Annotated in this window: 19 protein-coding genes and 1 tRNA gene; 10 read left to right on the forward strand and 10 right to left on the reverse strand. The window is 65.8% G+C overall.

Annotated features, from left to right (window positions below; translation table 11 throughout):
* Positions 1-96 precede the first annotated feature (96 nt).
* Entirely contained in the window at positions 97-846 is a 750-nt protein-coding gene (gene rpsB, locus ACVMK0_RS06650; protein ID WP_045537764.1) for a 30S ribosomal protein S2, read from the reverse strand.
* 244 nt (positions 847-1,090) lie between these two features.
* Here rpsB and ACVMK0_RS06655 point away from each other — a divergent pair, with 244 nt between their 5' ends.
* Complete coding sequence (locus tag ACVMK0_RS06655; protein ID WP_476463329.1) at positions 1,091-2,815, forward strand: NAD(P)H-hydrate dehydratase; 1,725 nt, start codon at positions 1,091-1,093, stop codon at positions 2,813-2,815.
* 12 nt (positions 2,816-2,827) lie between these two features.
* Here the strand turns inward: ACVMK0_RS06655 and ACVMK0_RS06660 are convergent, their stop codons facing one another.
* Together ACVMK0_RS06660 and rnr are read right to left on the reverse strand one after the other, a co-directional pair.
* Positions 2,828-3,385 (reverse strand): YggT family protein, encoded by a 558-nt coding sequence (locus ACVMK0_RS06660; protein WP_045535860.1) that lies wholly within the window; start codon positions 3,383-3,385, stop codon positions 2,828-2,830.
* Positions 3,386-3,434: 49 nt separating this feature from the next.
* Positions 3,435-5,702, reverse strand: coding sequence for a ribonuclease R (gene rnr, locus ACVMK0_RS06665; protein WP_476463330.1), 2,268 nt, complete (start codon positions 5,700-5,702; stop codon positions 3,435-3,437).
* A gap of 50 nt (positions 5,703-5,752) precedes the next feature.
* Between rnr and ACVMK0_RS06670 the strand changes: the two genes are divergently transcribed.
* Positions 5,753-5,837: transfer RNA gene (locus ACVMK0_RS06670), tRNA-Leu, on the forward strand.
* Between the two features lie 87 nt (positions 5,838-5,924).
* Here the strand turns inward: ACVMK0_RS06670 and rimO are convergent.
* Positions 5,925-7,352, reverse strand: coding sequence for a 30S ribosomal protein S12 methylthiotransferase RimO (gene rimO, locus ACVMK0_RS06675; protein WP_250960211.1), 1,428 nt, complete (start codon positions 7,350-7,352; stop codon positions 5,925-5,927).
* 58 nt (positions 7,353-7,410) lie between these two features.
* Positions 7,411-7,923 carry a polyhydroxyalkanoate synthesis repressor PhaR gene (gene phaR / locus ACVMK0_RS06680; protein ID WP_476463331.1) on the reverse strand — a complete coding sequence of 171 codons (513 nt, stop codon included), beginning with the start codon at positions 7,921-7,923 and terminating at the stop codon, positions 7,411-7,413.
* Between the two features lie 239 nt (positions 7,924-8,162).
* Between phaR and ACVMK0_RS06685 the strand changes: the two genes are divergently transcribed.
* The 5 genes from ACVMK0_RS06685 to ACVMK0_RS06705 all read left to right on the forward strand — a co-directional run bounded on the left by ACVMK0_RS06685 (position 8,163) and on the right by ACVMK0_RS06705 (position 14,946).
* On the forward strand, positions 8,163-8,711 hold the full coding sequence (locus ACVMK0_RS06685) for a GbsR/MarR family transcriptional regulator (RefSeq protein WP_476463332.1): 549 nt from the start codon (positions 8,163-8,165) through the stop codon (positions 8,709-8,711).
* Positions 8,704-10,107, forward strand: a complete 1,404-nt coding sequence (locus tag ACVMK0_RS06690; RefSeq protein WP_476463333.1) for a cytochrome ubiquinol oxidase subunit I — start codon at positions 8,704-8,706, stop codon at positions 10,105-10,107. Before ACVMK0_RS06685 ends, ACVMK0_RS06690 begins: the two co-directional genes overlap by 8 nt.
* Positions 10,100-11,131, forward strand: a complete 1,032-nt coding sequence (locus ACVMK0_RS06695; protein ID WP_476463334.1) for a cytochrome d ubiquinol oxidase subunit II — start codon at positions 10,100-10,102, stop codon at positions 11,129-11,131. Before ACVMK0_RS06690 ends, ACVMK0_RS06695 begins: the two co-directional genes overlap by 8 nt.
* Positions 11,132-11,255: 124 nt before the next feature.
* Entirely contained in the window at positions 11,256-11,999 is a 744-nt protein-coding gene (gene fabG, locus ACVMK0_RS06700; protein WP_250960209.1) for a 3-oxoacyl-ACP reductase FabG, read from the forward strand.
* A 127-nt stretch (positions 12,000-12,126) separates the two neighbouring features.
* Positions 12,127-14,946, forward strand: a complete 2,820-nt coding sequence (locus ACVMK0_RS06705; protein WP_476463335.1) for a cation-translocating P-type ATPase — start codon at positions 12,127-12,129, stop codon at positions 14,944-14,946.
* A gap of 45 nt (positions 14,947-14,991) precedes the next feature.
* Here the strand turns inward: ACVMK0_RS06705 and ACVMK0_RS06710 are convergent, their stop codons facing one another.
* On the reverse strand, positions 14,992-17,229 hold the full coding sequence (locus ACVMK0_RS06710) for a YgiQ family radical SAM protein (protein ID WP_476463336.1): 2,238 nt from the start codon (positions 17,227-17,229) through the stop codon (positions 14,992-14,994).
* A 171-nt stretch (positions 17,230-17,400) separates the two neighbouring features.
* Positions 17,401-18,534 (reverse strand): tRNA dihydrouridine(20/20a) synthase DusA, encoded by a 1,134-nt coding sequence (gene dusA, locus ACVMK0_RS06715; RefSeq protein ID WP_476463337.1) that lies wholly within the window; start codon positions 18,532-18,534, stop codon positions 17,401-17,403.
* Positions 18,535-18,687: 153 nt separating this feature from the next.
* Between dusA and ACVMK0_RS06720 the strand changes: the two genes are divergently transcribed.
* Positions 18,688-18,948 (forward strand): ribbon-helix-helix domain-containing protein, encoded by a 261-nt coding sequence (locus ACVMK0_RS06720; RefSeq protein WP_045535867.1) that lies wholly within the window; start codon positions 18,688-18,690, stop codon positions 18,946-18,948.
* Between the two features lie 3 nt (positions 18,949-18,951).
* On the forward strand, positions 18,952-19,272 hold the full coding sequence (locus ACVMK0_RS06725) for a type II toxin-antitoxin system RelE/ParE family toxin (RefSeq protein ID WP_045535868.1): 321 nt from the start codon (positions 18,952-18,954) through the stop codon (positions 19,270-19,272).
* A gap of 146 nt (positions 19,273-19,418) precedes the next feature.
* Here ACVMK0_RS06725 and ACVMK0_RS06730 read toward each other — a convergent pair whose 3' ends face one another.
* Positions 19,419-19,631, reverse strand: a complete 213-nt coding sequence (locus ACVMK0_RS06730; RefSeq protein WP_045535869.1) for a TA system antitoxin ParD family protein — start codon at positions 19,629-19,631, stop codon at positions 19,419-19,421.
* Positions 19,632-19,885: 254 nt separating this feature from the next.
* On the opposite strand from ACVMK0_RS06730, the gene ACVMK0_RS06735 reads away from it, so the two are divergent.
* Positions 19,886-21,370: a Ppx/GppA phosphatase family protein gene (locus ACVMK0_RS06735; protein ID WP_476463338.1), complete on the forward strand. Its 1,485-nt coding sequence runs from the start codon at positions 19,886-19,888 to the stop codon at positions 21,368-21,370.
* Positions 21,371-21,389: 19 nt separating this feature from the next.
* Here the strand turns inward: ACVMK0_RS06735 and ACVMK0_RS06740 are convergent, their stop codons facing one another.
* Positions 21,390-21,863: a SixA phosphatase family protein gene (locus ACVMK0_RS06740; RefSeq protein WP_476464656.1), complete on the reverse strand. Its 474-nt coding sequence runs from the start codon at positions 21,861-21,863 to the stop codon at positions 21,390-21,392.
* 2 nt (positions 21,864-21,865) lie between these two features.
* Complete coding sequence (gene ppk1 / locus ACVMK0_RS06745; protein WP_476463339.1) at positions 21,866-23,941, reverse strand: polyphosphate kinase 1; 2,076 nt, start codon at positions 23,939-23,941, stop codon at positions 21,866-21,868.
* Between the last annotated feature and the right edge of the window lie 63 nt (positions 23,942-24,004).

Consider the following 24,004-nt stretch of genomic DNA (forward strand, 5'->3'; position numbering starts at 1 on the left):
TTGCGGGCTTAAAAGGCCCGAGCTTGCTCTGTCAGTGTGAAAAAATGCTTACAAAAAAGGGGCGCAGCCGCCCCTTTGGTGGCTGGCACCAGTGGATCAGGCCTCGCCTTGCACCTCGACGAACTCGTCTTCGGTGTTCGACTGCACCGCTTGCACCACGTTGCTGACGGCGTTGGCCCGGCCTTCGATGATCGCGTCGGCAATGCCGCGCGCATACAGGGCCACGGCCTTGGCCGAGTCGTCGTTGCCGGGGATAACGTAGTCGATGCCGATTGGGGAGTGGTTGGTGTCCACCACGGCGATCAGCGGGATGCCCAGCTTTTGCGCCTCGGCCACGGCGATCTTGTGGTAGCCCACGTCGATGACAAAAATCGCTTCGGGCAGCGTGTTCATGTCTTGGATGCCGCCGATGTCGTTTTGCAGCTTCTCGATCTGGCGGTTAAAGGTGAGCTGCTCTTTTTTCGACAGGTGGTCGAGCCCGGCCTCTTTTTGCGCCAGCATTTCTTTGAGGCGCTTGATCGAGGTTTTGACGGTCTTGAAGTTGGTCAGCATGCCGCCGAGCCAGCGTTGCTCGACGTAGGGCACGCCAGCGCGCTGCGCCTCGAGCGCCACGATGTCGCGCGCTTGGCGCTTGGTGCCCACCATCAGCACGCTGCCGCCGCGGGCGCTGACTTGGCGCACAAACTTGGCCGCCTCCTCGAACAGCGGCAGGGTTTTGTCGAGGTTGACGATGTGAATCTTGTTGCGATGGCCAAAGATGTAGGGGGCCATCTTGGGGTTCCAGAAGCGGGTTTGGTGGCCAAAGTGGACACCGGCTTCCAGCATTTCGCGCATGGAAATGGTCATGATTGCGTTTCCTTCAGGTTGGGTCTTAAACTGGGCCCGCATTGCGGCCACCGCGCACCAGCCTTTGGCCTGTGCAAAAATGGACGCAACACCCGATTGGGCCTGTTTGCGATTTGGTTTCGATTGGGTTTCGATTGGATTGTTGATTTTGCTGCCACGCCAGCCCCGCGCACCGCAGCGCACTGAGCCATAGCAACCACAAAACTCCGGCATTCTAGCACGACCGATCTGCGATCGCCCACCCATGCACCTCCAGCCACCCCCTCACCGCCTGCCCTACCGCCTGCCCCTGCCCGATTTGCCCGCTGCGCTGCCGCTATACGGCAGCCACGCCAGCCGCGCCATCGAACAACTGGCCAAGCAAGAACTGGCCCGGCAGCAACTGCCTGCTCACACCCTGATGGAGCGCGCCGGCGCGGCCGTGTTTCGCTTGAGCGCGGCGCTGGCCCCGCACGCGCGCCGGGTGTGGGTGGTTTGCGGCGGCGGCAACAACGGCGGCGACGGCCTGCTGGCCGCGCTGGCTTGGCAGCAACGTTTGCAAGCGCTGGGGGGCGAGGTTTACGTCACCTGGCTGGGCGATGCCAGCCGCCTGCCCGACGACGCCCGCCACGCGCTGGCGCTGGCGCAACAAGCCGGCCTGCGCTGGGCCGAGCAGCCGCCTGATGCCCCCGATCTGGCCATCGACGCCGTGTTTGGCATCGGGCTGGCACAGGCCGTGCGCGGCGCGGCGGCCAACGCCTGCATCGAGCGCCTGCAACACCTGCCCTGCCCGCTGCTGTGCGTCGATCTGCCCAGCGGGCTGTGCGCCGACAGCGGCAACTGGCACGCCCAAGCCGCGCCCAGCGCCAGCCCACTGCGCCACACCCTGAGCCTGCTCACCCTCAAGCCCGGCCTGTTTACGCACCACGGCCGCGAGGCCAGCGGCCAGATTTGGTTCGACGACCTGGGTTGGAGCGCCTTGGGCCTGCAAGCGCCAGCGCCGAGCGCTTGGCTGCATGGGTGCAGCGGCGCCGAGCAAGTGCAGGCCCAGCACACGGGCTGGGCCGCGCCCCTCTGCGCTACCACCCCCACGGCCGCCCGCCAGCGCCTGCACAGCCCACACAAGGGCACGCACGGCAGCGTGGTGGTGATCGGCGGCCAGCAACCCGGCGCGCACGGCACCGGCATGACCGGCGCTGCCGTGCTGGCCGCACGCGCGGCCTTGCGCGCCGGCGCTGGCCGGGTCTATCTGGGCCTGCTGGGGCCGGCGGCAGCGCCCGACGCAGCCGCGGCCACCGCTTGCGCGCCCAGTGCTTCCCACCCAGAAACAGCGGCAGCGACCCCAACGGCCGCGCCACCGCCCTTCGACCCACTGCAACCCGAGCTGATGCTGCGCCCGGCCGCCGCCCTGCTGCACGACCCGCTGCTGTTGCAAGAGGCGGTCACGGTGTGCGGCTGCGGTGGCGGCAGCGCCGTGGTGGCCTTGGTCGCGCCCTTGCTGGCGAGCAGCCCGCGCCTGGTGCTCGACGCCGACGCCCTCAACGCCATCGCCGCCGACCCGGCGCTGCAGGCCCAGCTCGCGGCGCGGCTGGATCGGGGCAGGCAGACGGTGCTCACGCCGCACCCGCTGGAAGCCGCGCGCCTGCTGGGGTGCAGCAGCGCCCAGGTGCAAGCAGACCGCTTGGGCGCCGCGCAGCAACTGGCCGAGCGCACGCGCTGCGTGGTGGTGCTCAAGGGATCGGGCAGCGTGGTGGCCGCGCCGGGCATGGTCCCACGCCTCAACGGCAGCGGCAACGCGCTGCTGGCCAGCGCCGGCACCGGCGACGTGCTGGCGGGCCTGATCGGGGCCCTGCTGGCCAGCGCCGCACCTGGCTTGGCCGGCGCGGTGCAGGCCAGCGCCACTGCCGTACACCGCCACGGCCGCTGCGCCGACCGCTGGCCGGCCGAGCGACCGCTGCTGTGTGCCAGCGACATCGTCACCAGCCTTTAAGCCTTTAAGCCTTCAACCGATCAAGATCAGGGCCACTTGCAGTAGCACGATCAGCAGCAGCACCGACAAATCGACCCCGCCCACCGTGGGCAGCACGCGCCGGATGGGTGCCAGCAGGGGCTGCAGCAGCTGCCCCAGCGTGTACTGAATCGGCGCCTGCGGCTGCACCCACGACAGCACCACATAGACCAGCGCCAGCACCATCAGGCCCTGCAACACGGTGCGCAGCATGAAGTTGAGCGCCACCCAGGGGATGCTAAAGAGCTGCCCTGCCTGCCCCACGCCCTGCGGCCCGAGCAAGCCAGCACCGAGCAGGGCGTGCCACGCCGCCGCATAGGCCAGCGCCAGCAACACCGCGGCGATGAAACTGGCGACGTCGAAGCGCGCCTGCACCCAGACCTGCGGCAAGGACTTGCGCAGCGGCTGCACGATCCAGTTGGTGAGCGCCATCACGAACGGCCCCGGCTGCTGCACCATGCGCATGCGCCGGGTGTTCATCCAGGCCCGCAGCAAGGCCGCCGCGACCAGGAAAAAGAACAGCGTGTCGAGCAAAAAAAGCAAAGCGGACATGGTTAGCGCAGCCCTGAAAGGCCCAGAGGCAGACCCGGAGGCCTGATTTTCATCGTTTGCCCTTTTTTGTTTTGCCCGTGCCCCGGGATGCCGGCGCCGCTGGCGCAGGCGCCGCTCGGGGCACCTCGCGCACCGCCTTGCTGCGCGTGCGCTTGGGAGCATATTGTGCCTCAGCCGATGCGGCATCGCGCGCCTGCTTGCCCTTGCGCGCCGTGCCCGGGTCGGCGGTTTTTTCGCGCACCGATCGGGTGCCGTCGGCGTCCGGGTTGACGAGCCTGAAATCGATCCGGCGCCCGTCCAGATCGACCCGGCTGACCTGCACATTCAGGCGCGAACCCAAGGCATAGCGGATGCCGGTGCGTTCGCCGCGCAGCTCTTGGCGCAATTCGTCGTGGCGGAAGTAGTCGCCGCCCAGCTCGGTGATGTGCACCAGCCCTTCGACGTAGAGGTTTTCGAGCGTGACGAACAAGCCAAAGCTGGTGACGGAGCTGATCACGCCGCTGAACACCTCGCCTAGGTGCTCGCGCATGTATTTGCACTTCAGCCAAGCCTCCACGTCGCGGCTGGCTTCGTCGGCGCGGCGCTCGTTGGCGCTGCAGTGCAGCCCGGCAGCCTGCCAGCCCAAGGCCTCGGCGCTGCGCGCTTTGGCCGCTTCGGCGTTGGCGGCGCTGACTGCAGTCTCGCGCGCCGACAACCGCTTGGCCAGCTTGGCCTGCGCCTCACCGGGTGTGGGCAGCGTCGGCAAGCGGTATCTGCGCTCGGCCAAAATGGCTTTGATGAGGCGGTGCACCAGCAGGTCGGGGTAGCGCCGAATCGGGCTGGTGAAGTGGGTGTAGGCCTCAAAAGCCAGCCCGAAGTGGCCGCTGTTGTGCGGCGTGTAGATGGCCTGCTGCATCGAGCGCAGCAGCATCTGGTGGATTTGCGCGGCGTCAGGGCGCTCTTGGGTGGCGGCGGCGATTTGCTGAAAATCCTTGGGCTGCGGCTCGTCGGACAGCGTTTGCGCCACCCCCAAGGCCTTGAGGTACTGGCGCAGGGTTTCGAGCTTCTCGGGCGTGGGGCCCTCGTGCACCCGGTACAGCCCCCACTGCTTGCCTTGGGCGATGAACTCGGCGGCGCAGACGTTGGCCACCAGCATGCTCTCCTCGATCAGCTTGTGCGCCTCGTTGCGCACGCGGGGCACGATTTTTTCGATGCGCCCGCTTTCGTCGCAAACGATCTGCGTCTCGACGGTCTCGAAGTCCACCGCGCCCCGGCGCTGGCGTGCGCTCAGCAGCGCCCGGTAAACCTCGTGCAGGTGCAGCAGGTGCGGCACCAAGGCGGCGCGCTGCTGCGCCTGCGGGCCGCGGGTGTTTTGCAAAATCGCTGCCACTTCGGTGTAGGTGAGCCGGGCGTGGCTGTACATCACCGCCGGGTAGAACTGGTAGGCGTGCACCTCGCCTTGGGCGGTGATGAGCATGTCGCACACCAAACACAGGCGCTCGACCTGCGGGTTGAGCGAGCACAGGCCGTTGGAGAGCTTTTCCGGCAGCATCGGAATCACGCGGCGCGGAAAATAGACCGAGGTCGCGCGGTCGTAGGCGTCGGCGTCGAGCGCGTTGCCGTTTTCCACGTAGTGGCTCACGTCGGCAATCGCCACCAGCAGCCGCCAGCCCTTGCTGCGGCCCACTCGGGCGGGTTCGCAGTACACCGCGTCATCGAAGTCGCGCGCATCTTCGCCGTCGATCGTCACCAGCGCCACGTCGGTGAGGTCGATGCGGCCCTTGCGGTCGGCGGCGCGCACCTGCTCGGGCAAGGCGCGCGCCTGAGCCAGTGCGGCCTCGCTAAACTGGTGCGGCACGCCGTATTTGCGCACCGCGATCTCGATTTCCATGCCTGGGTCGTCGATCTCGCCCAGCACTTCTTTGACGCGCCCCACCGGTTGGCCAAACAGCGCCGGCGGCTCGGTGAGCTCGACCACCACCACCTGCCCCGGCTGCGCCGCCCCGGTCGCGCCCTTGGGGATGAGCACGTCTTGGCCGTAGCGTTTGTCTTCTGGCGCCAGCAGCCAGACCCCGTTTTCATGCAGCAGGCGGCCGATCAGGGGCGCGCTGGAGCGCTCGATGATTTCGGTCACGCGCCCCTCGGGGCGGCCGCGCCGGTCGTAGCCGATGATGCGCACTTTCACGCGGTCGCGGTGCAGCACGGCGCGCATCTCGTTGGGCGAGAGGTAGAGGTCGGGCTGGCCGTCGTCGCGCTGCACGAAGCCGTGGCCGTCGCGGTGGCCATGCACCACGCCGTCGAATTCGGTCAGGAGCGGGTTTTGGATTTTTTCTTTCACTCGGTTTTTACACTCGTTTGGGTCATGCTATACTAACGGCTTATCTGAAAGCCCAGGTGGCGGAATTGGTAGACGCACTAGTTTCAGGTACTAGCGCTGAGAGGCGTGGAGGTTCGAGTCCTCTCCTGGGCACCAAGCATTGCATAAAACCTGCACTTTGAATCCTTTTCAAGTGCAGGTTTTTTTGCGCCTGCTCGCCTTGCGCGAGCGCCAGCACAGACTTCAAACCAGCTGCCCCACCAGATCGTGGCCCTCGGCGGCCACGATGCGCGCGCGCACCAATTCCCCCACCCGGTAGCTCTGGCTGGCTTTTTGCGTGGGCAGCAGGCGCACCACGCCGTCGATCTCGGGCGCGTCGGCATAGGTGCGCCCCACTCCGCCTTTTTTGCCTAGACTGTGCGCCTGGTCCACCAGCACCTGCATGGTGGCGCCCACGCGGCGCTGGAGCCGCGCCGTGGATACGCCTTCGGCCGCTGCCATGAAGCGCGCCCGGCGCTCGTGGCGCACGGCGTCGGGCAGCGCGCCGGGCAGTTCGTTGGCCGCTGCCCCTTGCACCGGCGAGTAGGCAAAGCAGCCGGCGCGGTCGATCTGGGCCTGCGCCACGAAGCCCAGCAAGTGCTCGAACTCGGCCTCGGTCTCGCCCGGAAAACCGGCGATGAAGGTGCTGCGCAGCACCAGCTCGGGGCAGAGCTCGCGCCAGCGCTGGATGCGCTCGAGGTTGCGCTCGCCGCTGGCCGGGCGCTTCATGCGCTTGAGCACATCCGGGTGGCTGTGTTGCAGCGGCACGTCGAGGTAGGGCAGCACCAAGCCATCGGCCATCAGCGGCAAAATGTCGTCCACGTGCGGATACGGATAGACGTAGTGCAGGCGCACCCAGGCCCCGTGCGGCCGCGCCAGTTCGCCCAGGGCGCGCACCAAGTCAAACAGCTTGCTCTTGATCGGCCGCCCGTCCCAAAAGCCGGTGCGGTACTGCACATCGACGCCATAGGCCGAGGTGTCTTGGCTCACCACCAGCAGCTCTTTGACCCCAGCTTCAAACAGCTTGCGCGCCTCGCCCAGCACTTCGCCCACCGGGCGGCTTTGCAGATCGCCGCGCAGCGAAGGGATGATGCAAAAGGTGCAGCGGTGGTTGCAGCCTTCGCTGATTTTGAGGTAGGCGTAGTGGCGCGGCGTGAGCTTGACGCCTACGCCCTCGACCAGCGCCGCAGCGGGCCGCGCCGGCAGCAAATCCAGAAACGGGTCGTGGGGCGGCGGCGGCAGGTGCTGGTGCACGGCTTGCATCACTTCGTCGGTGGCGTGTGGCCCGGTCACGGCCAGCACCGCGGGGTGCATCTGGCGCACCAGATTGGCGCCGCCCTCGCCTTGGCGCGCGCCCAAGCAACCGGTGACCAGCACGCGGCCGTTGGCGGCCAGCGCCTCGCCGATGGCGTCTAGGCTCTCTTGCACCGCTTCGTCGATAAAGCCGCAGGTGTTGACGATCACCAGATCGGCGCCCTGGTAGCTCTTGCTGGTCTGGTAGCCCTCGGCGTGAAGGCGGGTGAGGATCAGTTCGGAATCCGTCAAGGCCTTGGGGCAGCCGAGGCTGACAAAGCCCACCTTGGGCGCGGGCCGGGCGGCCGGCGGGGTCGATACATCTAGGGTTGCAGTCATCCCCGGATTGTCTCAGCTTCGCACCGCCTGAATGGGCTGTGCGTGCGCGTGGGCACGCTCAGCGCTTGAGCCCAAAAGCCGCCAGCATCTGCTCTTGCATCTGCGCCAGCGCGTGCTGCGACTGGTTGAAGTAGTTGCCCAGCATCAGCGGCGCTTGCGCCTTGACGAACTGCTGCCACAGCTCGGGCGTGAGGTCTTTGGCCTGCTCGGCCATTTTTTGCTGCACATCCATAAAAATCTGCAGGTTTTTTTCGAGGTAGTGGCCCATATTGGCCTGCATCGAGTGGCCGTAAAAGCGAATCAGGTTGGCCAGCAGCTTTTCAGAAAACAGCGGCGCGCCGGCGCTTTCTTCTTCTAGGATGATCTGCAACAAGATGCTGCGCGTCAGGTCGGCGCCGCTCTTGGCGTCGCGCACCACAAAGGGCTGCACCCGCATCACCAGCTCTTTGACTTCGGCCAGCGTGATGTAGGCCGACGCCTCGGTGTCGTAGAGGCGGCGGTTGGGGTACTTCTTGATCACGCGCGGCGACTGGCCGGGCGCGCTCGTTTCTGTAGCCTGGGGGTCTTGCACGTTGCGGGCTTTCTGGGCAGTGGGAAGGGTGACGAATGCCTGACACGGGGCAAATGGCAAGTGCGGCTGCACCCACCATGCCCCATTGTAGAGGCAGGGCTGAAATGGATCGGGCTTGCAGCCAACCCGCACGCTGCGCTGCGCGTGCCACCCACGGCTGATAACCCCATGGGCCGGTCAAATTTGAGGTTAATCAATAAAACCTAAGATTTCACAAATTTCTGAAATGACTGGACTCCATGAATACACCCCTGACCCAACGCTTCGTGCTTCATTTTGGCGAAATGGGCAGCCGCTGGGGCATCAACCGCACCGTGGGGCAGATTTATGCCCTGTTGTTTGTGTCGGCGCAGCCCCTCAACGCCGAAGACATTTCCGAGGCGCTGGGCTTTTCGCGCTCCAACGTGAGTATGGGCCTCAAGGAGCTGCAAAGCTGGGGTCTGGTGCGGCTGCAGCACCTGTCGGGCGACCGGCGCGAGTATTTTTCGGCCCCCGACGACGTGTGGGCGATCTTTCAAACCCTGGCCGAGCAGCGGCGCAAGCGCGAAGTCGACCCCACCCTGTCGATGCTGCGCGACGCTCTGCTCGAACCGGTGACCGACCCGGTGGACAAACACGCCCAAGATCGAATGCGAGAAATGCACGATTTAATCGAATTGGCTACCAGCTGGTTTGAGGAGGTGCGCGATATGGATCGGGATCGCGTGGTGGAACTGATGAAGCTTGGCCGCAAAGTGGGCAAGCTGCTCGATGCCAGAGACCGTTTTATTGGAGCTAAAAGTGCTTGACTTCCTCGACCCGCTGCTGCTGGCGCGCATTCAGTTTGCCGCCAACATCAGTTTTCACATCCTGTTCCCCACCATCACCATCGGTTTGACGTGGGTGCTGCTGTTCTTCAAGTGGCGCTACCACCGCAGCGGCGACCTGAAGTGGATGGACGCCTACGCCCTGTGGGTGAAGGTGTTTGCGCTCAGTTTTGCGCTCGGTGTGGTCAGCGGCATCATCATGAGCTTCCAGTTTGGCACCAACTGGCCGGGTTTCATGAACACCTTTGGCAACATCGCCGGCCCGCTGCTGGCTTTCGAGGTGCTCACGGCCTTCTTCATCGAAGCGATCTTTGTTGGCATCATGCTGTTTGGCTTCAACCGCGTCAGCAACCGGGTGCACACGCTGGCCACGCTGACTGTGGCGCTGGCCACCACCGTGTCGGCATTCTGGATTTTGGTGCTGAACTCGTGGATGCAAACCCCGGCCGGTTTTGAGATGCGCGACGGCGTGGCCCACGCCACCGACTGGTGGGCCATCATTTTCAACCCCTCCTTCCCCTACAGCTTCTGGCACATGATAGTGGCCTCGTTCCTGACTGTGGCCTTCCTCATCGCCGGCGTGTCGGCTTGGCGCTGGCTGCGCGGCGACCGCAGTGCCGCGGTGCTGGCTACCATGCGCACCGGCGCTTACTTGGGGGCGCTGCTGATCCCGTTGCAAATCTTCATCGGCGACCTGCACGGCCTGAACGCCGTCAAGTACCAGCCGGCTAAAATCGCTGCCATCGAAGCCATCTGGGAAACCGATCGTGGCGTGCCGCTGGTGCTGTTTGGCTTTCCAGACGAGGAAGCGCGCACCACCCACTTTGCCATCGAGATCCCCTATCTGGCATCCATCATCCTCAAGCACGACCCGGACGGCAAGCTCAAGGGCCTGAACGAGTTCGAAAACAAGCATCCACCGGTCGCTTGGGTGTTCTGGTCCTTCAGGGTGATGGTGGGCATAGGCGTAGCGATGCTGGTGGTGGGCTTTTGGGCCGCGTGGCAGCTGCGCAAAGGCCGGGAGCCCTCGGTGCGGCTCGCACAGGCGCTGCTACTCATGACCTTTTCGGGCTGGGTGGCGACGCTGGCGGGCTGGTACACCACCGAAATCGGGCGCCAACCGTGGATGGTGCAGGGGGTGAAACTGGTGGCCGACTCCGCGGGCCCGGTGCCCGGCCCGCTGATCGCCCTCACGCTCGTGGGCTATCTGCTGCTCTACGCCGTCTTGCTGACGGCCTACATCGCGGCGCTGTTCCGGATGGCAAAGAAGGCCGGACTGACAGATTCGAGCCCCACCGATGCACCGCCCGCCACGCCCATTCCAGTCAGCCCTGACCTGATCCTTCCCCATCCAGCACAGGCGACCAAAAATGCTTGAGATGCCCGACCTGATGACGCCCGCCGGCTGGTTGCCGCTGGCCTTTTACATCCTGCTCGGCTTGAGCATGTTGGCCTACGTGATCCTTGACGGCTACGACCTCGGTGTCGGCATCTTGCTGCGCCGGGCGCCCGATGCGCACAAGGATGTGATGGTGGCCTCGATCGGCCCCTTTTGGGACGCCAACGAGACATGGCTGGTGCTGGGCGTGGGCTTGCTGATGACCGCGTTTCCACTGGCGCACGGGGTGATTTTGACTGCGCTGTACCTGCCGGTGGCGCTGATGCTGCTGGGCTTGTGCCTGCGCGGGGTGGCTTTCAAGTTTCGCTCCAAGGCCGCGCCAGAACACAAGGCAGCCTGGAACCAAGCTTTTTGGGCCGGCTCGCTGATCGCCACGCTGGCCCAAGGGTTCATGCTGGGCTCGATGGTGCTTGGCTTTGCCTCTGGCTGGGCCGCCTTTGTGTTTGCCTGCCTGATTGCCGTGTGCTTGGTGGCTGGCTACTGCCTGCTTGGGGCCGGTTGGCTGATTTTCAAGACCAGCGGCGAACTGCAGCAACAAGCGCTGCGCTGGGCCAAAGCCAGCTTGTGGTGGACGGCTCTGGGGATTGCGGCGGTGTCGCTGGCCACGCCTTTTGCTTCGGAACGCATTTTCGACAAGTGGTTTAGCCTGCCTTGGGTCGTGCTGCTGGCGCCCATCCCCCTGATGACAGCGCTGTTGTTCGTTTTGGCTGCGCGCAGCCTGCAACGGCTACCCACGCGCCTGCTACAAGGCAACGAATACGGCACCTCGGTGCCCTTCGCTTGCGCGATCGGCATTTTCCTGCTCGCCTTTTACGGCTTGGCCTACAGCCTGTTTCCATATTTGGTGATGGACCAGATGACCCTGTGGCAGGCCGCCGCGTCCCCCGACGCCTTGTGGCTGATATTCATCGGCGCCTGCGTGATGCTGCCGATCATCGCCGGCTCGTCGCTGTTTGTGTACCGGGTGTTTGGGGGCAAGGCGCATGTGATGGACTACACCTGAAGGCGCAGGCGGCGCACCATCGGTAGCGTGCGGTTGGGGCGGTTGGGGCATGTGGCATCAGCTGGGCGCAAGCGCGGTATGCTATTTTTCTGCCTTTGTTTCTTTTTACCATCCGCACTCAGCCATGAAACGCCTGCAAAACAAAGTCTGCCTCATCACCGGTGCCGCCCAAGGCATCGGGGCCGCCACCGCGCTCAAGTTCGCCGCCGAAGGCGCGCGCGTGGTGGTCTGCGACCTGCGCCAAAGCGCCGTCGATGAGGTGCTGGCGCAGTGCCAAGCCCTAGGCGCCGAGGGGCTGGGGCGCGTGCTCGACGTGACGCAGCGCGCCCAAGTCGATGCGCTGGTGGCCGAGGTGTTGCAGCATTTTGGCCGCATCGACGTGCTCGTCAACAACGCCGGCATCACCCAAGACGCACGGCTGCAAAAGATGAGCCTCGAGCAGTTTGACCGCGTCATCGACGTGAATCTGCGCGGCGTGTTCCATTGCAGCCAAGCGGTGGCCGATGCCATGGTGGCGCAAGGTTCGGGCGTGATTTTGAATGCCTCGAGCGTGGTCGGGCTGTACGGCAACTTTGGCCAGACCAACTATGCCGCCACCAAGGCGGGCGTGATCGGCTTCACCAAGACCTGGAGCCGCGAGCTCGGCCCCAAGGGTGTGCGCGTGAACGCCATAGCGCCGGGCTTTGTGGCCACCCCGATCCTCCACACCATCCCCGACAAGGTGCTCAAAGACATGGAGCAGCGCGTGCCCCTGCGCCGCTTGGCGCAACCCGAAGAAATCGCCAACGTCTACGCCTTTTTGGCCAGCGACGAGGCGAGCTACGTCAACGGCGCGGTGCTCGAGGTCTGCGGCGGCCTGACGATCTAAGGGGCTGACCGGGTGCGGGCACCCGAGTGCGGCGCGGGGTTGGTCATATGGGGCGCTGATTTGTCGCCTATCATGGTTGCACGCCATGGCGGCAGCGGCCGCCCGACTTGTGACCAGACCCTGCCCCATGCCATCTCCCAACGCCAGCCCCACGCATCCCACACCGCCTGCGCCACCCGACCTAGTCGGCAGCGCCGCGCCCGCCAGCCCAACCCCCGAGGCGGACGGGCCGCTCTGGCACACCTGCAGCAGCGCCGACTGCGCCCGCACGCTCGAGGTAGAGCCAGCGCAGGGCTTGAATAGCGAACAAGCCGCGCTGCGCCTGCAGCGCCACGGCGCCAACCGCTTGGCCGAGCCGCCGCCGCGGCCGCTGTGGCGTGGGTTGCTCGATCAGTTCAAGAGCATGCTGATCCTCATATTGCTGGTGGCGGCGGTGATCGCGGCCTTCATCGGCGACATGAAAAGCGTGACCGTGATTCTGGTGGTGGTGATGTTCAACGCCGTGCTCGGTTTTTGGCAAGAGTACCGGGCCGAAAAAACGCTGGCCGCGCTCAAGAACATGCTGGCCCCGGTGGCGCGTGTGCGCCGCGCCGGGCGCGTGGAAGAGATCGACGCCAGCCAGATCGTGCCCGGCGACGTGGTGCTGCTCGAAGCCGGCGACCGGGTGCCGGCCGATGGCCGCCTGCTGGCGGCGCACAACGTGGAGATCGACGAATCTGCGCTCACCGGCGAGTCGCACGCCGTGGGCAAGGATGCGGCCTTTGTGGCACCGCCGGCGGCGGCGCTGGGCGACCGCATCAACATGGCGTTCATGAACACCGGCGTCACGCGCGGGCGCGCCGAGCTGCTGGTCACCGGCACCGGCATGCAAACCGAAATGGGGCGGCTGGCCACCATGTTGGCGCAAGCCGAAACCGGCGCCACCCCGCTGCAAAAGCAGATCGACGGGCTGGCGCACAAGCTGGTGCTGATCGCCGCCATCGTGGTCACGATCATCTTTGCGCTCGGTCTGTGGCGCGGTGACCCGTGGGCGCAGATGCTGCTCACCTCGCTGGCGCTGGCGGTGGCCGCCACCCCCGACGGCCTGCCGGCCGTGCTCACGGTCACGCTGGCGCTGGGCATGTACGCCATGGCGCAGCACCGCGCCATCGTCAAGCGCATGACGGCGGTCGAGACGCTGGGCTGCACCACCGTAATCTGCTCCGACAAAACCGGCACCCTGACCATGAACCAGATGAGCGCGCGCAGCCTGGTTTACCGGCGCCGCCGCTACACGGTGTCGGGCGAAGGCTACGGCGCTGCGGGCCAGATCGGAGCTGCCGACCCTGCCGACACCGCCACCCTGCCCGACTTCAAGCCCTTGCTGCACCCGGCGGCGCTGGCCAACGACAGCCGCATCCGCGATGGCCGCCTGATCGGCGACCCGACCGAGGGCGCGCTGCTGGCGCTGGCGGCCAAGGGCGGTGTCGATGCCGAGGCGCTGGCCGAGCACAACCCGCGCATCGCCGAAATCCCCTTCGACTCGGCGCACAAGTTTCAGGCCACCTTTCACCACGACGGCGAGTGGGTGCGCCTGTGCGTCAAGGGCGCGCCCGACGTGCTGCTCACCCGCGCCAGCCGCCAGCTCGATGCCGAGGACGAGGGCGAGACCGCGCTCGACCCCGCCTACTGGCAAAGCGAGAATGAGCGCTTGGCCAGCCAAGCCATGCGCGTGCTGGCGGTGGCCAGCAAAACCATCCCGGCGCGCGACTTCGACCCCGCCGGCGAGCTGATGCCGCACACGCACGAGCTCACCTTCGTGGGCCTGGTGGGCCTGATCGACCCGCCGCGCCCCGAGGCGCGCGCCGCCATCGCCCTGTGCCAGCACGCCGGCATCCAGGTCAAGATGATCACCGGCGACCACCGCATCACGGCGGCGGCGATCGCGCGCGAGCTCGGGCTGCACGGCGAAGTGATCGAAGGGCGCGAGCTCGATGCGCTCAGCGTCGAGGCGCTGGCGGCGCGCATCGACCGGGTGGCGGTGTTCGCCCGCGTCGCGCCCGAGCACAAGGTGCGCATCGTGCAAGCGCTCAAGGCCGACGGCCACGTCACCGCCATGACCGGCGACGGCGTCAACGACGCGCCGGCGCTCAAGAACGCCGACATCGGCGTGGCCATGGGCATCACCGGCACCGAAGTCACCAAAGAGGCGGCGGTGATGGTGCTCACCGACGACAACTTTGCCACCATCGTGCGCGCGGTGCGCGAGGGCCGCGCGATTTACGACAACATCGTCAAGTTCGTGCGCTTTCAGGTTTCGACCAACATCGGCGCCATGCAGACCGTGCTCGGCGCCAGCCTGCTGGGCCTGCCCACGCCCTTTACGGCGGTGCAGATTTTGTGGGTCAACATCATCATGGACGGCCCCCCAGCCCTGAGCCTAGGGGTGGAGCCGCCGCGCACCGGCGTCATGGACGAGCCGCCGCGGCGCTCCGATGCCCGCATTTTGAGCGGCAGCCGCATCGCGCAGCTGTTTTTCTTTGGCTTTTGCATGACGATCGGCACCTTGGGGCTGTTCTGGTACGCCCAGCCCAAGGGCGAGACTTACGCGCTCACGCTGGCCTTCACCACCTTTGTGCTGTTCCAGTTCTTCAACCTGTTCAACGCCCGCAACGAGCACGGCAGCGCCTTCAACCGGCAGCTGTTTCGCAACCGTTGGCTGTGGCTGTCGCTGGTGGCGGTGATCGGGCTGAAGATTCTGGTGGTGCACTGGGGGCCGCTGCAAGCCTTTTTCAACACCACCGATTTGAGCCTGCAAGACTGGGGCTTGGCCACCGCCGCCGCCGCCAGCGTGCTGGTGCTCGAAGAGGCGCGCAAGCTGCTGCTGCGGCTGTGGGGCCGCTGGCGCGGTGCGCCGCAACCGGCGGCGGCTGTGCAGCCTGAAACGCCGACCTCAAACCGCCCTTAACCCTGCACCACGCCCAGCACCACGCCGCCCTGCCCTCCCAGCCGCTCAGGGCCTTTTCTTACCCGCCGTGCCAGCGCGCGGTGGCAACCCGGTGTGCTGCGTCAGCAGGGTGCCGGGGCGCACGGGGGTGGAGTTGCTGCGCCGTGGGCTCTGATACGTGCTGGTGCCGGCGGGTTGAAAGCTGGGGATCAGGTGCTGGCGGCCGTTGCCGATCAGGTCGGCGCGGCCTAGGGCTTTGAGCGCCTCGCGCAGCAGCGGCCAGTTGGCCGGGTCGTGGTAGCGCAAAAAGGCTTTGTGCAGGCGCCGCCGTCTGTCGCCCTTGACCACATCGACGCGTTCGGCGCGCGCGTCGCGGTGGATGCCCTTGAGCGGGTTGAGGCCGCTGTGGTACATGGCGGTGGCGGTGGCCATGGGGCTGGGGTAGAAGGTCTGCACCTGGTCGGCACGAAAGCCGTTGCGCTTGAGCCATAGGGCGAGCTGCATCATGTCGGCGTCGCTGGTGCCGGGGTGGGCGGCGATGAAGTACGGAATCAGGTACTGTTTTTTGCCCGCCTCGGCGCTGTAGTGCTCGAACATCTTTCTGAAGCGCTCGTAGCTGCCGATGCCGGGCTTCATCATCTTCGACAGCGGCCCGCCTTCGGTGTGCTCGGGCGCGATTTTCAGGTAGCCGCCCACGTGGTGCTGCACCAGTTCCTGCACGTATTCGGGGCTGAGCACGGCCAGGTCGTAGCGCAGACCCGAGCCGATCAGCACTTTTTTGATGCCCGGCAGCGCGCGCGTGCGCCGGTAGATCGAGATCAGCGGCCGGTGGTCGGTGTGCAGGTTGGGGCAGATGCCGGGATAGACGCAGCTGGGTTTGCGGCAGGCGGCCTCGATGGCGGGGCTTTTGCAGCCGAGCCGGTACATGTTGGCGGTGGGGCCGCCGAGGTCGGAAATGACGCCGGTGAAGCCGGCCACTTGGTCGCGGATCTGCTCGACTTCGCGCACGATCGAGTCTTCGGAGCGGCTCTGGATGATGCGGCCCTCGTGCTCGGTGATGGAGCAAAAGCTGCAACCGCCAAAGCAGCCGCGCATGATGTTGACGCTGAAGCGGATCATCTCCCAAGCCGGGATTTTGGTCGGCCCGTCGTGGCGGCCCTGCGCATCGGCATAACTCGGGTGCGGGCTGCGCGCATAGGGCAGGCCAAAGACCCAGTCCATTTCGGCGCTGCTCAAGGGAATGGGCGGCGGGTTGATCCAGACATCGCGCAGTCCCGGGCCGCTGCCGTGCGCCTGCACCAGCGCGCGCGCGTTGCCGGGGTTGGTCTCGAGGTGCAGCACGCGGCTGGCGTGGGCGTAGAGCACCGGGTCGGCGCGCACCTGCTCGTAGCTGGGCAGGCGGATCACGCTGCGCGCGCGCTCGGGGGCTGAGAGCTTGGCGCGCTGGGCCAACGGCGGATGAAAGGCGATCACGGCGCTGGTGGGGGCTTGGGCGGCAACGGGGTTTGCGGCTGATTCGGTGGCTGAGGCGGCTGCGGTGGCTGAGGCAGCATCAGTCTGCTCTGATCCGGCTTCGGCTTGGCTGCACGCGCCGCCGCGCGCCTGCGCCTGCTCGCTGGTGCTCAGGTAGGGGCTCAGGTTTGCCTCGACGCGGCCGGGCCGATCGACCTCGGTCGAATCGATCTCAACCCAGCCCGGCGCGCTGCTGCGGCGCACAAAGGCGGTGCCGCGCACATTGGTGATCTGTGCCACCGGCTCGCGCCGCGCCAGCCGGTGCGCGATCTCGACCAGCGCGCGCTCGGCGTTGCCGTAGAGCAGCACATCGCACTTGGCATCGACCACGATCGAGCGCCGCACCTGGTCGCTCCAGTAATCGTAATGGGCGATGCGGCGCAAGCTGGCCTCGATGCCGCCCAGCACGATGGGCACCTCTTTGTAGGCCTCGCGGCAGCGCTGGCTATAGACGATGGCGGCGCGGTCTGGGCGCTTGCCGCCCACGTTGCCGGGGGTGTAGGCGTCGTCGGAGCGGATTTTGCGATCGGCCGTGTAGCGGTTGATCATCGAATCCATGTTACCCGCCGTCACGCCCCAAAACAGATTGGGCTGCCCCAGCGCCTTGAAGGGCTCGGCGCTGTGCCAATCGGGCTGGGCGATGATGCCCACCCGAAAGCCTTGGGCCTCGAGCACGCGCCCGATCACGGCCATGCCAAAGCTGGGGTGATCGACATAGGCGTCGCCCGTGACCAACACCACGTCGCAGCTGTCCCAGCCCAAGCGCTCCATCTCGGCGCGGCTGGTGGGCAAAAAAGGTGCAACGCCAAAGCGCTTGGCCTAATAGGGCTTGTAGCTGCTCAGGGGCTTGGGCGCTTGGGCTGGGGCCTGGGCTGGGGCGTAGGGGCTTGATATGCTCATGATTGAAGTGAGCGATCATAGGCGCTGGCGCGCCGGCGTGCACGCCGCGGCGGCGATGCCCTGCTAGGTGGCAGTGCTGTAGGCGGGAGCGGGGGTGAGAGCGGGATCGGGGGCAGAGGTCGGCGCGCACCCAGACAAGGCCGGCTCGGGGCCCGCGCCCTGCTCGCCCACACCCGCGTGCAAAGCCTGCTGCGCCAGTTGCCACACGTGGCGCGCGGGCTGGTGTTTGAGCCGGTGGTCGCTCCAGACTTGGCGCCAGCGCCGCGCCCCCGGCTGGCCGTGGCGCAGGCCCAGCATGTGGCGCGCCACCGCGTACCAAGGCGTGCCCTCGAGTGCGGCTTGGCGCTCCATGTAATCGAGCATGGCGGCCTCAACCGCGTCGCGGCTGGGCGCCGGGTGGCTGTGGCCAAAGAACTGCGCGTCCCAATCGTGCAGCAGCCACGGCTGGTGGTAGGCACTGCGCCCCACCATCACGCCGTCCACGTGTTGCAGCTGCTCGGCCATCTGCGCCGCGCTTTGCAAGCCGCCATTGAGCACCAGCGTGAGGGCCGGAAAATCGCGCTTGAGCTGGTGTACCCACTCGTAGCGCAGCGGCGGCACTTCGCGGTTTTCTTTGGGGCTCAGGCCCTGCAACCAGGCGTTGCGCGCATGTACGATGAACACCGTGCAGCCCGATTCGGACACCGTGCCCACGAAATCGCGCACAAAGCCATAGCTCTGCTCCTCGTCGATGCCGATGCGGTGCTTGACCGTCACCGGCACATCGACAGCCGCGCGCATGGCGCGCACACAGTCGGCCACGCGCTGCGGCTCGCTCATCAGGCAAGCGCCAAAGGCGCCGCGCTGCACCCGCGGGCTCGGGCAACCGCAGTTGAGGTTGATCTCGTCGTAGCCCCACTCCTGCCCCAAACGCGCACACCGGGCCAGCTCGTCGGGCTCGCTGCCCCCGAGCTGCAAGGCCAGCGGGTGCTCGGCGGCATCGAAGCGCAAGTGCCGCGCCACATCGCCGTGCAGCAAGGCGCCGGTGGTCACCATCTCGGTATAGAGCCGGGTGTGGCGCGTGAGCAGGCGGTGCAGGTAGCGGCAGTGACGGTCGCTCCAGTCGAGCATCGGGGCCACGCACACCCGCCAAGGGCTGTAACCGCCAGAAGGACTGGGTTGGGCGGCTTGGCCTTGATCGGCTTGGGGTGCGGGCATGGGCGCGGTTGGTTTGGTGCTGGGTGCGCGGATACCGAGGTGTGGAACCGAGGTCATCGCGAGATTTTAGGCAAAGCGGCAGCGGCAGTCTTGTCTATCAATGTCTTCAATAATGATTAGAATGAAGACAGCCTAGCATGCCCGCTGATCACCATGTCACAAACCACCACCATGACCGTGCGCCTGAACCCCGCGCTCAGCGCGTTTGTAGCCACCAACGTGCAGCAAGACGGCGCCTACGAGAACGTGAGCGAGTACGTGCGCGATCTGATCCGGCGCGACATGGAGCGCAAGGAACAACAGGCCTTTGACCGGCTGAAGGCGGAGTTGGCGCAGGCCTTTGCTGCACCCGAGTCGGCCTACCGCCCTTTGACGGCAGCGGATGTGATCACGCGCAATGCTGCAGGTGCCTGAACGATGCCCACCGTGCGCGTTCAAGAGGCTGCGTCTTGGCGGCTGGACGAGATCTACCGTTACACGCGTGAGCGCTGGGGCCAAGCGCAAGCCGACCGCTACATCTGCGGGCTGTTCGAGGCGTTTGAACGCATCGAGACGCACGGGGTGGCCTCTAGACCAGTGCCGGCTGCATTCGGGGTTGAAGGTTTCTTCTTCCGCCACGAACGGCACTTCGTGTATTGGCGGCGCTTATCCAACGGTGACATCGGCATCGTAACCATCCTGCACGAGCGCATGCATCAAATCGGCCGCTTCAAGGAAGACTTTTACGGCCAATTTTGAGCCCCGCCCATGACCGAACCATTGGCCTTGACGCCCGCCACGCGCTGAGCGCTGAGCAAACATGGCGGCGTGGACGGCATCGCGTTGGTTGGGGTGCAGCTTTTTGTAGGCCCGCTTGAAGGCGGGGCGTTGCTGCAGCACGAGGCTCATGCTTCAGGCAAGACGAAGGGCTCTGATTCCTCTTCGAGCGCCTGCAGGGTGTCGCGCACAAACTCAATGGGCAAGTATGGGTTGTCAAGCGCTGCCCGCCCCACCTTGGCCCAATAAGCCACTTGCTGCGGAACCGAGCGCATTTCGGCCTTGGCGCGCACCTTGGCGCTTTCGTACAAAGCAGGGTCGATTCGAATCGAAACACTCATGACAGCTTCTCCTGTGGCATGCCGCTGCAAATGTAGCAAAACGCGACCTTGGAATCAAGCGAAAGGCCGATCTGCACGCGCCAACCCTCTATAGTACGCACCAAGGCTGGGGCGCGGTGGGTGCTGCTATCAGCAGCACGGGATCGCTGTCGCTTGCGGCATGCCGCCGTTCAAGTGAGTCGGTGCAGTCGGTCCTGAGCGTCAGGAGCCCGCCCAGCCAGTGGTATGCTTGGCCGGAATAGGTACATACCATTATGGACAACGGAACCCTTTTAGCGGCAGTGGATTTGGGCTCGAACAGCTTCAGGCTCGAGGTCGGCCGCTACGACTCGGGGCATGTGGCCCGGGTCGATTACATCAAGGAACCGGTGCGCTTGGGGGCCGGGCTCGACGAGTACAAAAACCTGAGCTTGGCCGCCATGGAGCGCGGCTGGGAGTGCTTGGCGCGCTTTGGCGAGCGCCTGCAAGGCTTCAAGAAAACCCAAGTGCGCGCCGTGGCCACCCAAACCCTGCGCGAGGCCCGCAACCGCGACGACTTCATGCGCAAGGCGCAGGCGGTGCTGGGTTTTGCGATCGACGTGATTTCTGGCCACGAGGAGGCGCGGCTGATCTATCAGGGCGCCTCGCACCTGCTGCCGCAGTCGGACGAGCGGCGCTTGGTGATCGACATCGGTGGGCGCTCGACCGAAATCATCCTGGGCCTAGGCTACGAGCCGCTGCGGCTGGAATCCTACCGCTTGGGTTCGGTGTCGTGGACGCAGCGCTATTTTGCCCGCGGCCAGTTCACCACCCCCATGCTGCGCACCGCCGTGATCGCGGCCAAGGCGGTGCTCGACGAAGCCCTGGACACCTTTCCCGCTGCCGAATGGAAGCTGGCTTATGGCTCGTCGGGCAGCGCCGGCGCGGTGTGCGAAATACTGGCGCTCAACGGTTTTGATCCGGACGTGATCACCCGCCCCGGGCTGGACTGGATCACCGAGCGGCTACTGCGCGCCGGCAACGTGAGCGAGCTGCGCCTCGAGGGCCTGCGCGACGACCGGCGCCCGGTGCTGTGCGGCGGTTTGAGCGTGCTGCACACGCTGTTTGAGCTCTTTGATCTGCAGGCGCTGCACCGCTCCTATGGGGCGTTGCGCCAAGGCGCGCTGTTTGACCTGATCGACCGCGGCAGCGACCAGACCGACATCCGTGAGCGCACGGTGCGCTGGCTGGGTGCGCGCTACACGGTGGACCAGGCCCAAGCCGAGCGCGTGGCCGCTTTGGCGGTGCGGCTGTTTGCGCAAGTGGCCGACGAAGACCCGCTCAACGGCCGCTACTCACGCAAGCTCGACTGGGCAGCGCGCCTGCACGAGATCGGCACCCACATCTCGCACGAGCAATCTTACCGCCACGGGGCCTACATCCTCGACCATGTCGATGCACCGGGCTTTTCGCTGCCCGAACTGCACCGCATGAGCCGCTTGGTGCTGGGCCAGCGCGGCAAGCTGCGCAAGGTCGAACCCGAGCTGCAAGAAGAGCTGTTTGCCAAGCAGCTGCTGTGCCTGCGGCTGGCGGTGCTGCTGTGCCACGCCCGCAAAGACCCCGACACCGGCGCCCTGCGGCTGGGCTACAAGGCCAACCGCTTCAAGTTCAGCTCGGTGCCGGGTTGGTCCAAGCGCTATCCGCAATCGGCCTGGCTGCTGGAGGAAGAAGCGCTGGCCTGGCAAAAAACGCACTGGGCGCTGGACTTGGATTTGCGCTGATCTACAGAGCCCTATCGGTTTAGAGCAGCTCCGGCGTTTGCACGGTCACGATCACGGTTTGCGCGCAGCCGTCGCGCTCGCGCTGGCGCAGCCACCACACCGAACCCTTGCGGATCGAGCAGTCTTCCTCGCGCCAGTCGAGCAGCCGGGCCACGGTGCGGCCCAAAGTAGGCTGGTGGCCAACGACCAAAGCAGGCTGGCGCGCGTCGGGCCACTGCACCAGCTGCAGCAGCTCTTCGACCGTGCCATCGGGGCGCAGTTCGTCGCGGGCCTTGTATTTGCGCCCGAGCGCGATTACGGTCTGTTCGGTGCGCACGGCGGGGCTGCAATACACGCGCACCCCTTCGGGCAGCTGGCGATCGAGCCAGGCCGCCATGCGCAGCGCCTGGCGCTCACCCTTGGGCGTGAGGCGCCGCGACAGGTCGGCGCCGCAGCCCTCTTCGGTTTCTTCCAAATCTTCGGCTTCGGCGTGGCGCCAGAGGATCAAGTCCATGTTCATCCTTTGCTTCCGTGGCGGGTCATGAGGCTGGTTTGGGCCGAGTGCAGCGGATTGCGGCCGCGCCCTTGGTGCACCCCAGCGCGCGCGTAGCTGCCGTCGGGTTGCAGCAGCCAGGCGTCGCGGCTGTCGTGCAGGTACTGGTGGATGCCCTCTTCCATCACGCGCTGGCGCAGCGCCGGGTCGGTCACCGGCCAAGCCAACTCGACGCGGCGCAACATGTTGCGGTTCATCCAGTCGGCGCTGGATAGCCACAGCTCCTCGTGCTCGCCGTAGCGGAAATAAAACACGCGCGAGTGCTCGAGCAGGCGGCCGATGACGGAGCGGATGCGCACGTTGTCGGTGTAGCCCGGCACCCCAGCCGGCAAAATGCAGGCCCCGCGCACGATGGCGTCGATCTGCACCCCGGCCTGCGAAGCGTGCGCCAGCGCGCGCGCCAGCGGCTCGTCGGTGAGGGCGTTGGTTTTGAGAATGATGCGCGGCGCCTCTAGCCCCTGTTTGGCGGCCGCCACACAGGCCTCGATGCGCTCGAGCATGCCTTTGTGCAGGTAAAACGGCGCCGCCAGCACCTTGTGCAGCTTGGGCAGACGGCTCTGGCTAGCCAGATGCAAAAACACCTGATCGAGGTCGCTGGTGAGGGCCTCGTCGGCCGTGAGGTAGCTGAAATCGGTGTACAGCCGCGCCGTGCCGGGGTTGTAGTTGCCGGTGGACAGATGGGCGTAGCGCACCAGCCGCCCCTCTTCGCGCCGCGTGATGAGCAGCATCTTGGCATGCGTTTTGAGCCCGACGATGCCATACACCACCTGCGCCCCGACCGACTCGAGCCGCTCGGCGTGGTTGATGTTGGCCTCTTCGTCGAAGCGCGCCTTGAGCTCGACCACCGCCGTGACCTCTTTGCCGCGGCGCACCGCTTCGCGCAGCAAATCGGCCATTTCGCCCTTGCTGCCGGTGCGGTAGATGGTCTGTTTGATCGCCAGCACCTGCGGGTCTTCGACCGCCTCGCGCAAAAACGCCAGCACGGCATCGAAGCTCTCGTAGGGCTGGTGGATGAGCACGTCGCCCTTTTTGAGGCGCTCAAAAAACGACTGCCCCGGCACCAGTTGCGAGGGCCAGCCGGGCAAGTAGGGCTCGAAGCGCAGGGCGGGCAAATCGAGCAGGTCGATCAGCTGCGTCATGCGCACCAGATTCACCGGCCCAGCGACGCGAAACAGGCACTCGGGTGGCAAGTTGAACTGCTGCAGCAGAAAATCAGACAAAAATTCGGAGCAGCCGGCCGAGACTTCGAGCCGCAGTGCCTGACCGTAGTGGCGGTGCTGCAGCCCAAGCCGCATCGCCGTGCGCAGGTTTTTGACCTCTTCTTCATCGACCGCCAGATCGGAGTGGCGCGTGACGCGAAACTGCGAGAACTCGGTCACCGTGCGGCCTGGGAACAGGTCGCCCAGATGCGAGCGGATCAGGCTCGAAATCGAGATGAAGCAAGCGGTTTTGCTCATGCGCATGCCGGGGATGCGCAGATAGCGCGGCAGCGAACGCGGCACCTTGACGATGGCCACTTCGTTTTCGCGCCCGAAGGCGTCGCGCCCAGCCAGACGCACGATGAAATTGAGCGACTTGTTGGCCACCTGCGGGAAAGGGTGCGAGGGGTCGAGCCCCACCGGCAGCAGCAGTGGCTGCACCTCGGTGGCGAAGTATTCCCTCACCCAGCGCCGCTGCACCGGCGTGCGTTCGCTGTGCGGCACGATTTTTACGCCGCGCTTTTCCAGGATCGGGTGCAATTCCTCGTTGAGGATCAGGTATTGCAGATCGACCAAGGAGTGGATTTTGGCCGCCACTTCGCGAAAGCTCTGCGCCGTGATGGCGCCACGCTGTTCGTTGGCCATAAAAGCCGCCAGCTGCGGCGCAAAACGAACCTCGAAAAACTCGTCGAGGTTGGATGACACGATGGTCAGGTAGCGCAGCCGCTCCAGCATGGGCACGGCAGGCCGGCGGGCCAAGTCGAGCACGCGTTCGTTGAAGGCAAGTATGCTTTGGTCGCGGTCCAGAAAACCGTGCTTAGGGGGCGGTGTGGTGCTCATGCGTCTGGTTTACGATTCCCTGAAAGGCCATAACGTTCAATTATGGAACGGCCCGCACCCCAA

This window comes from Serpentinimonas sp. SSL01, from assembly GCF_056323735.1.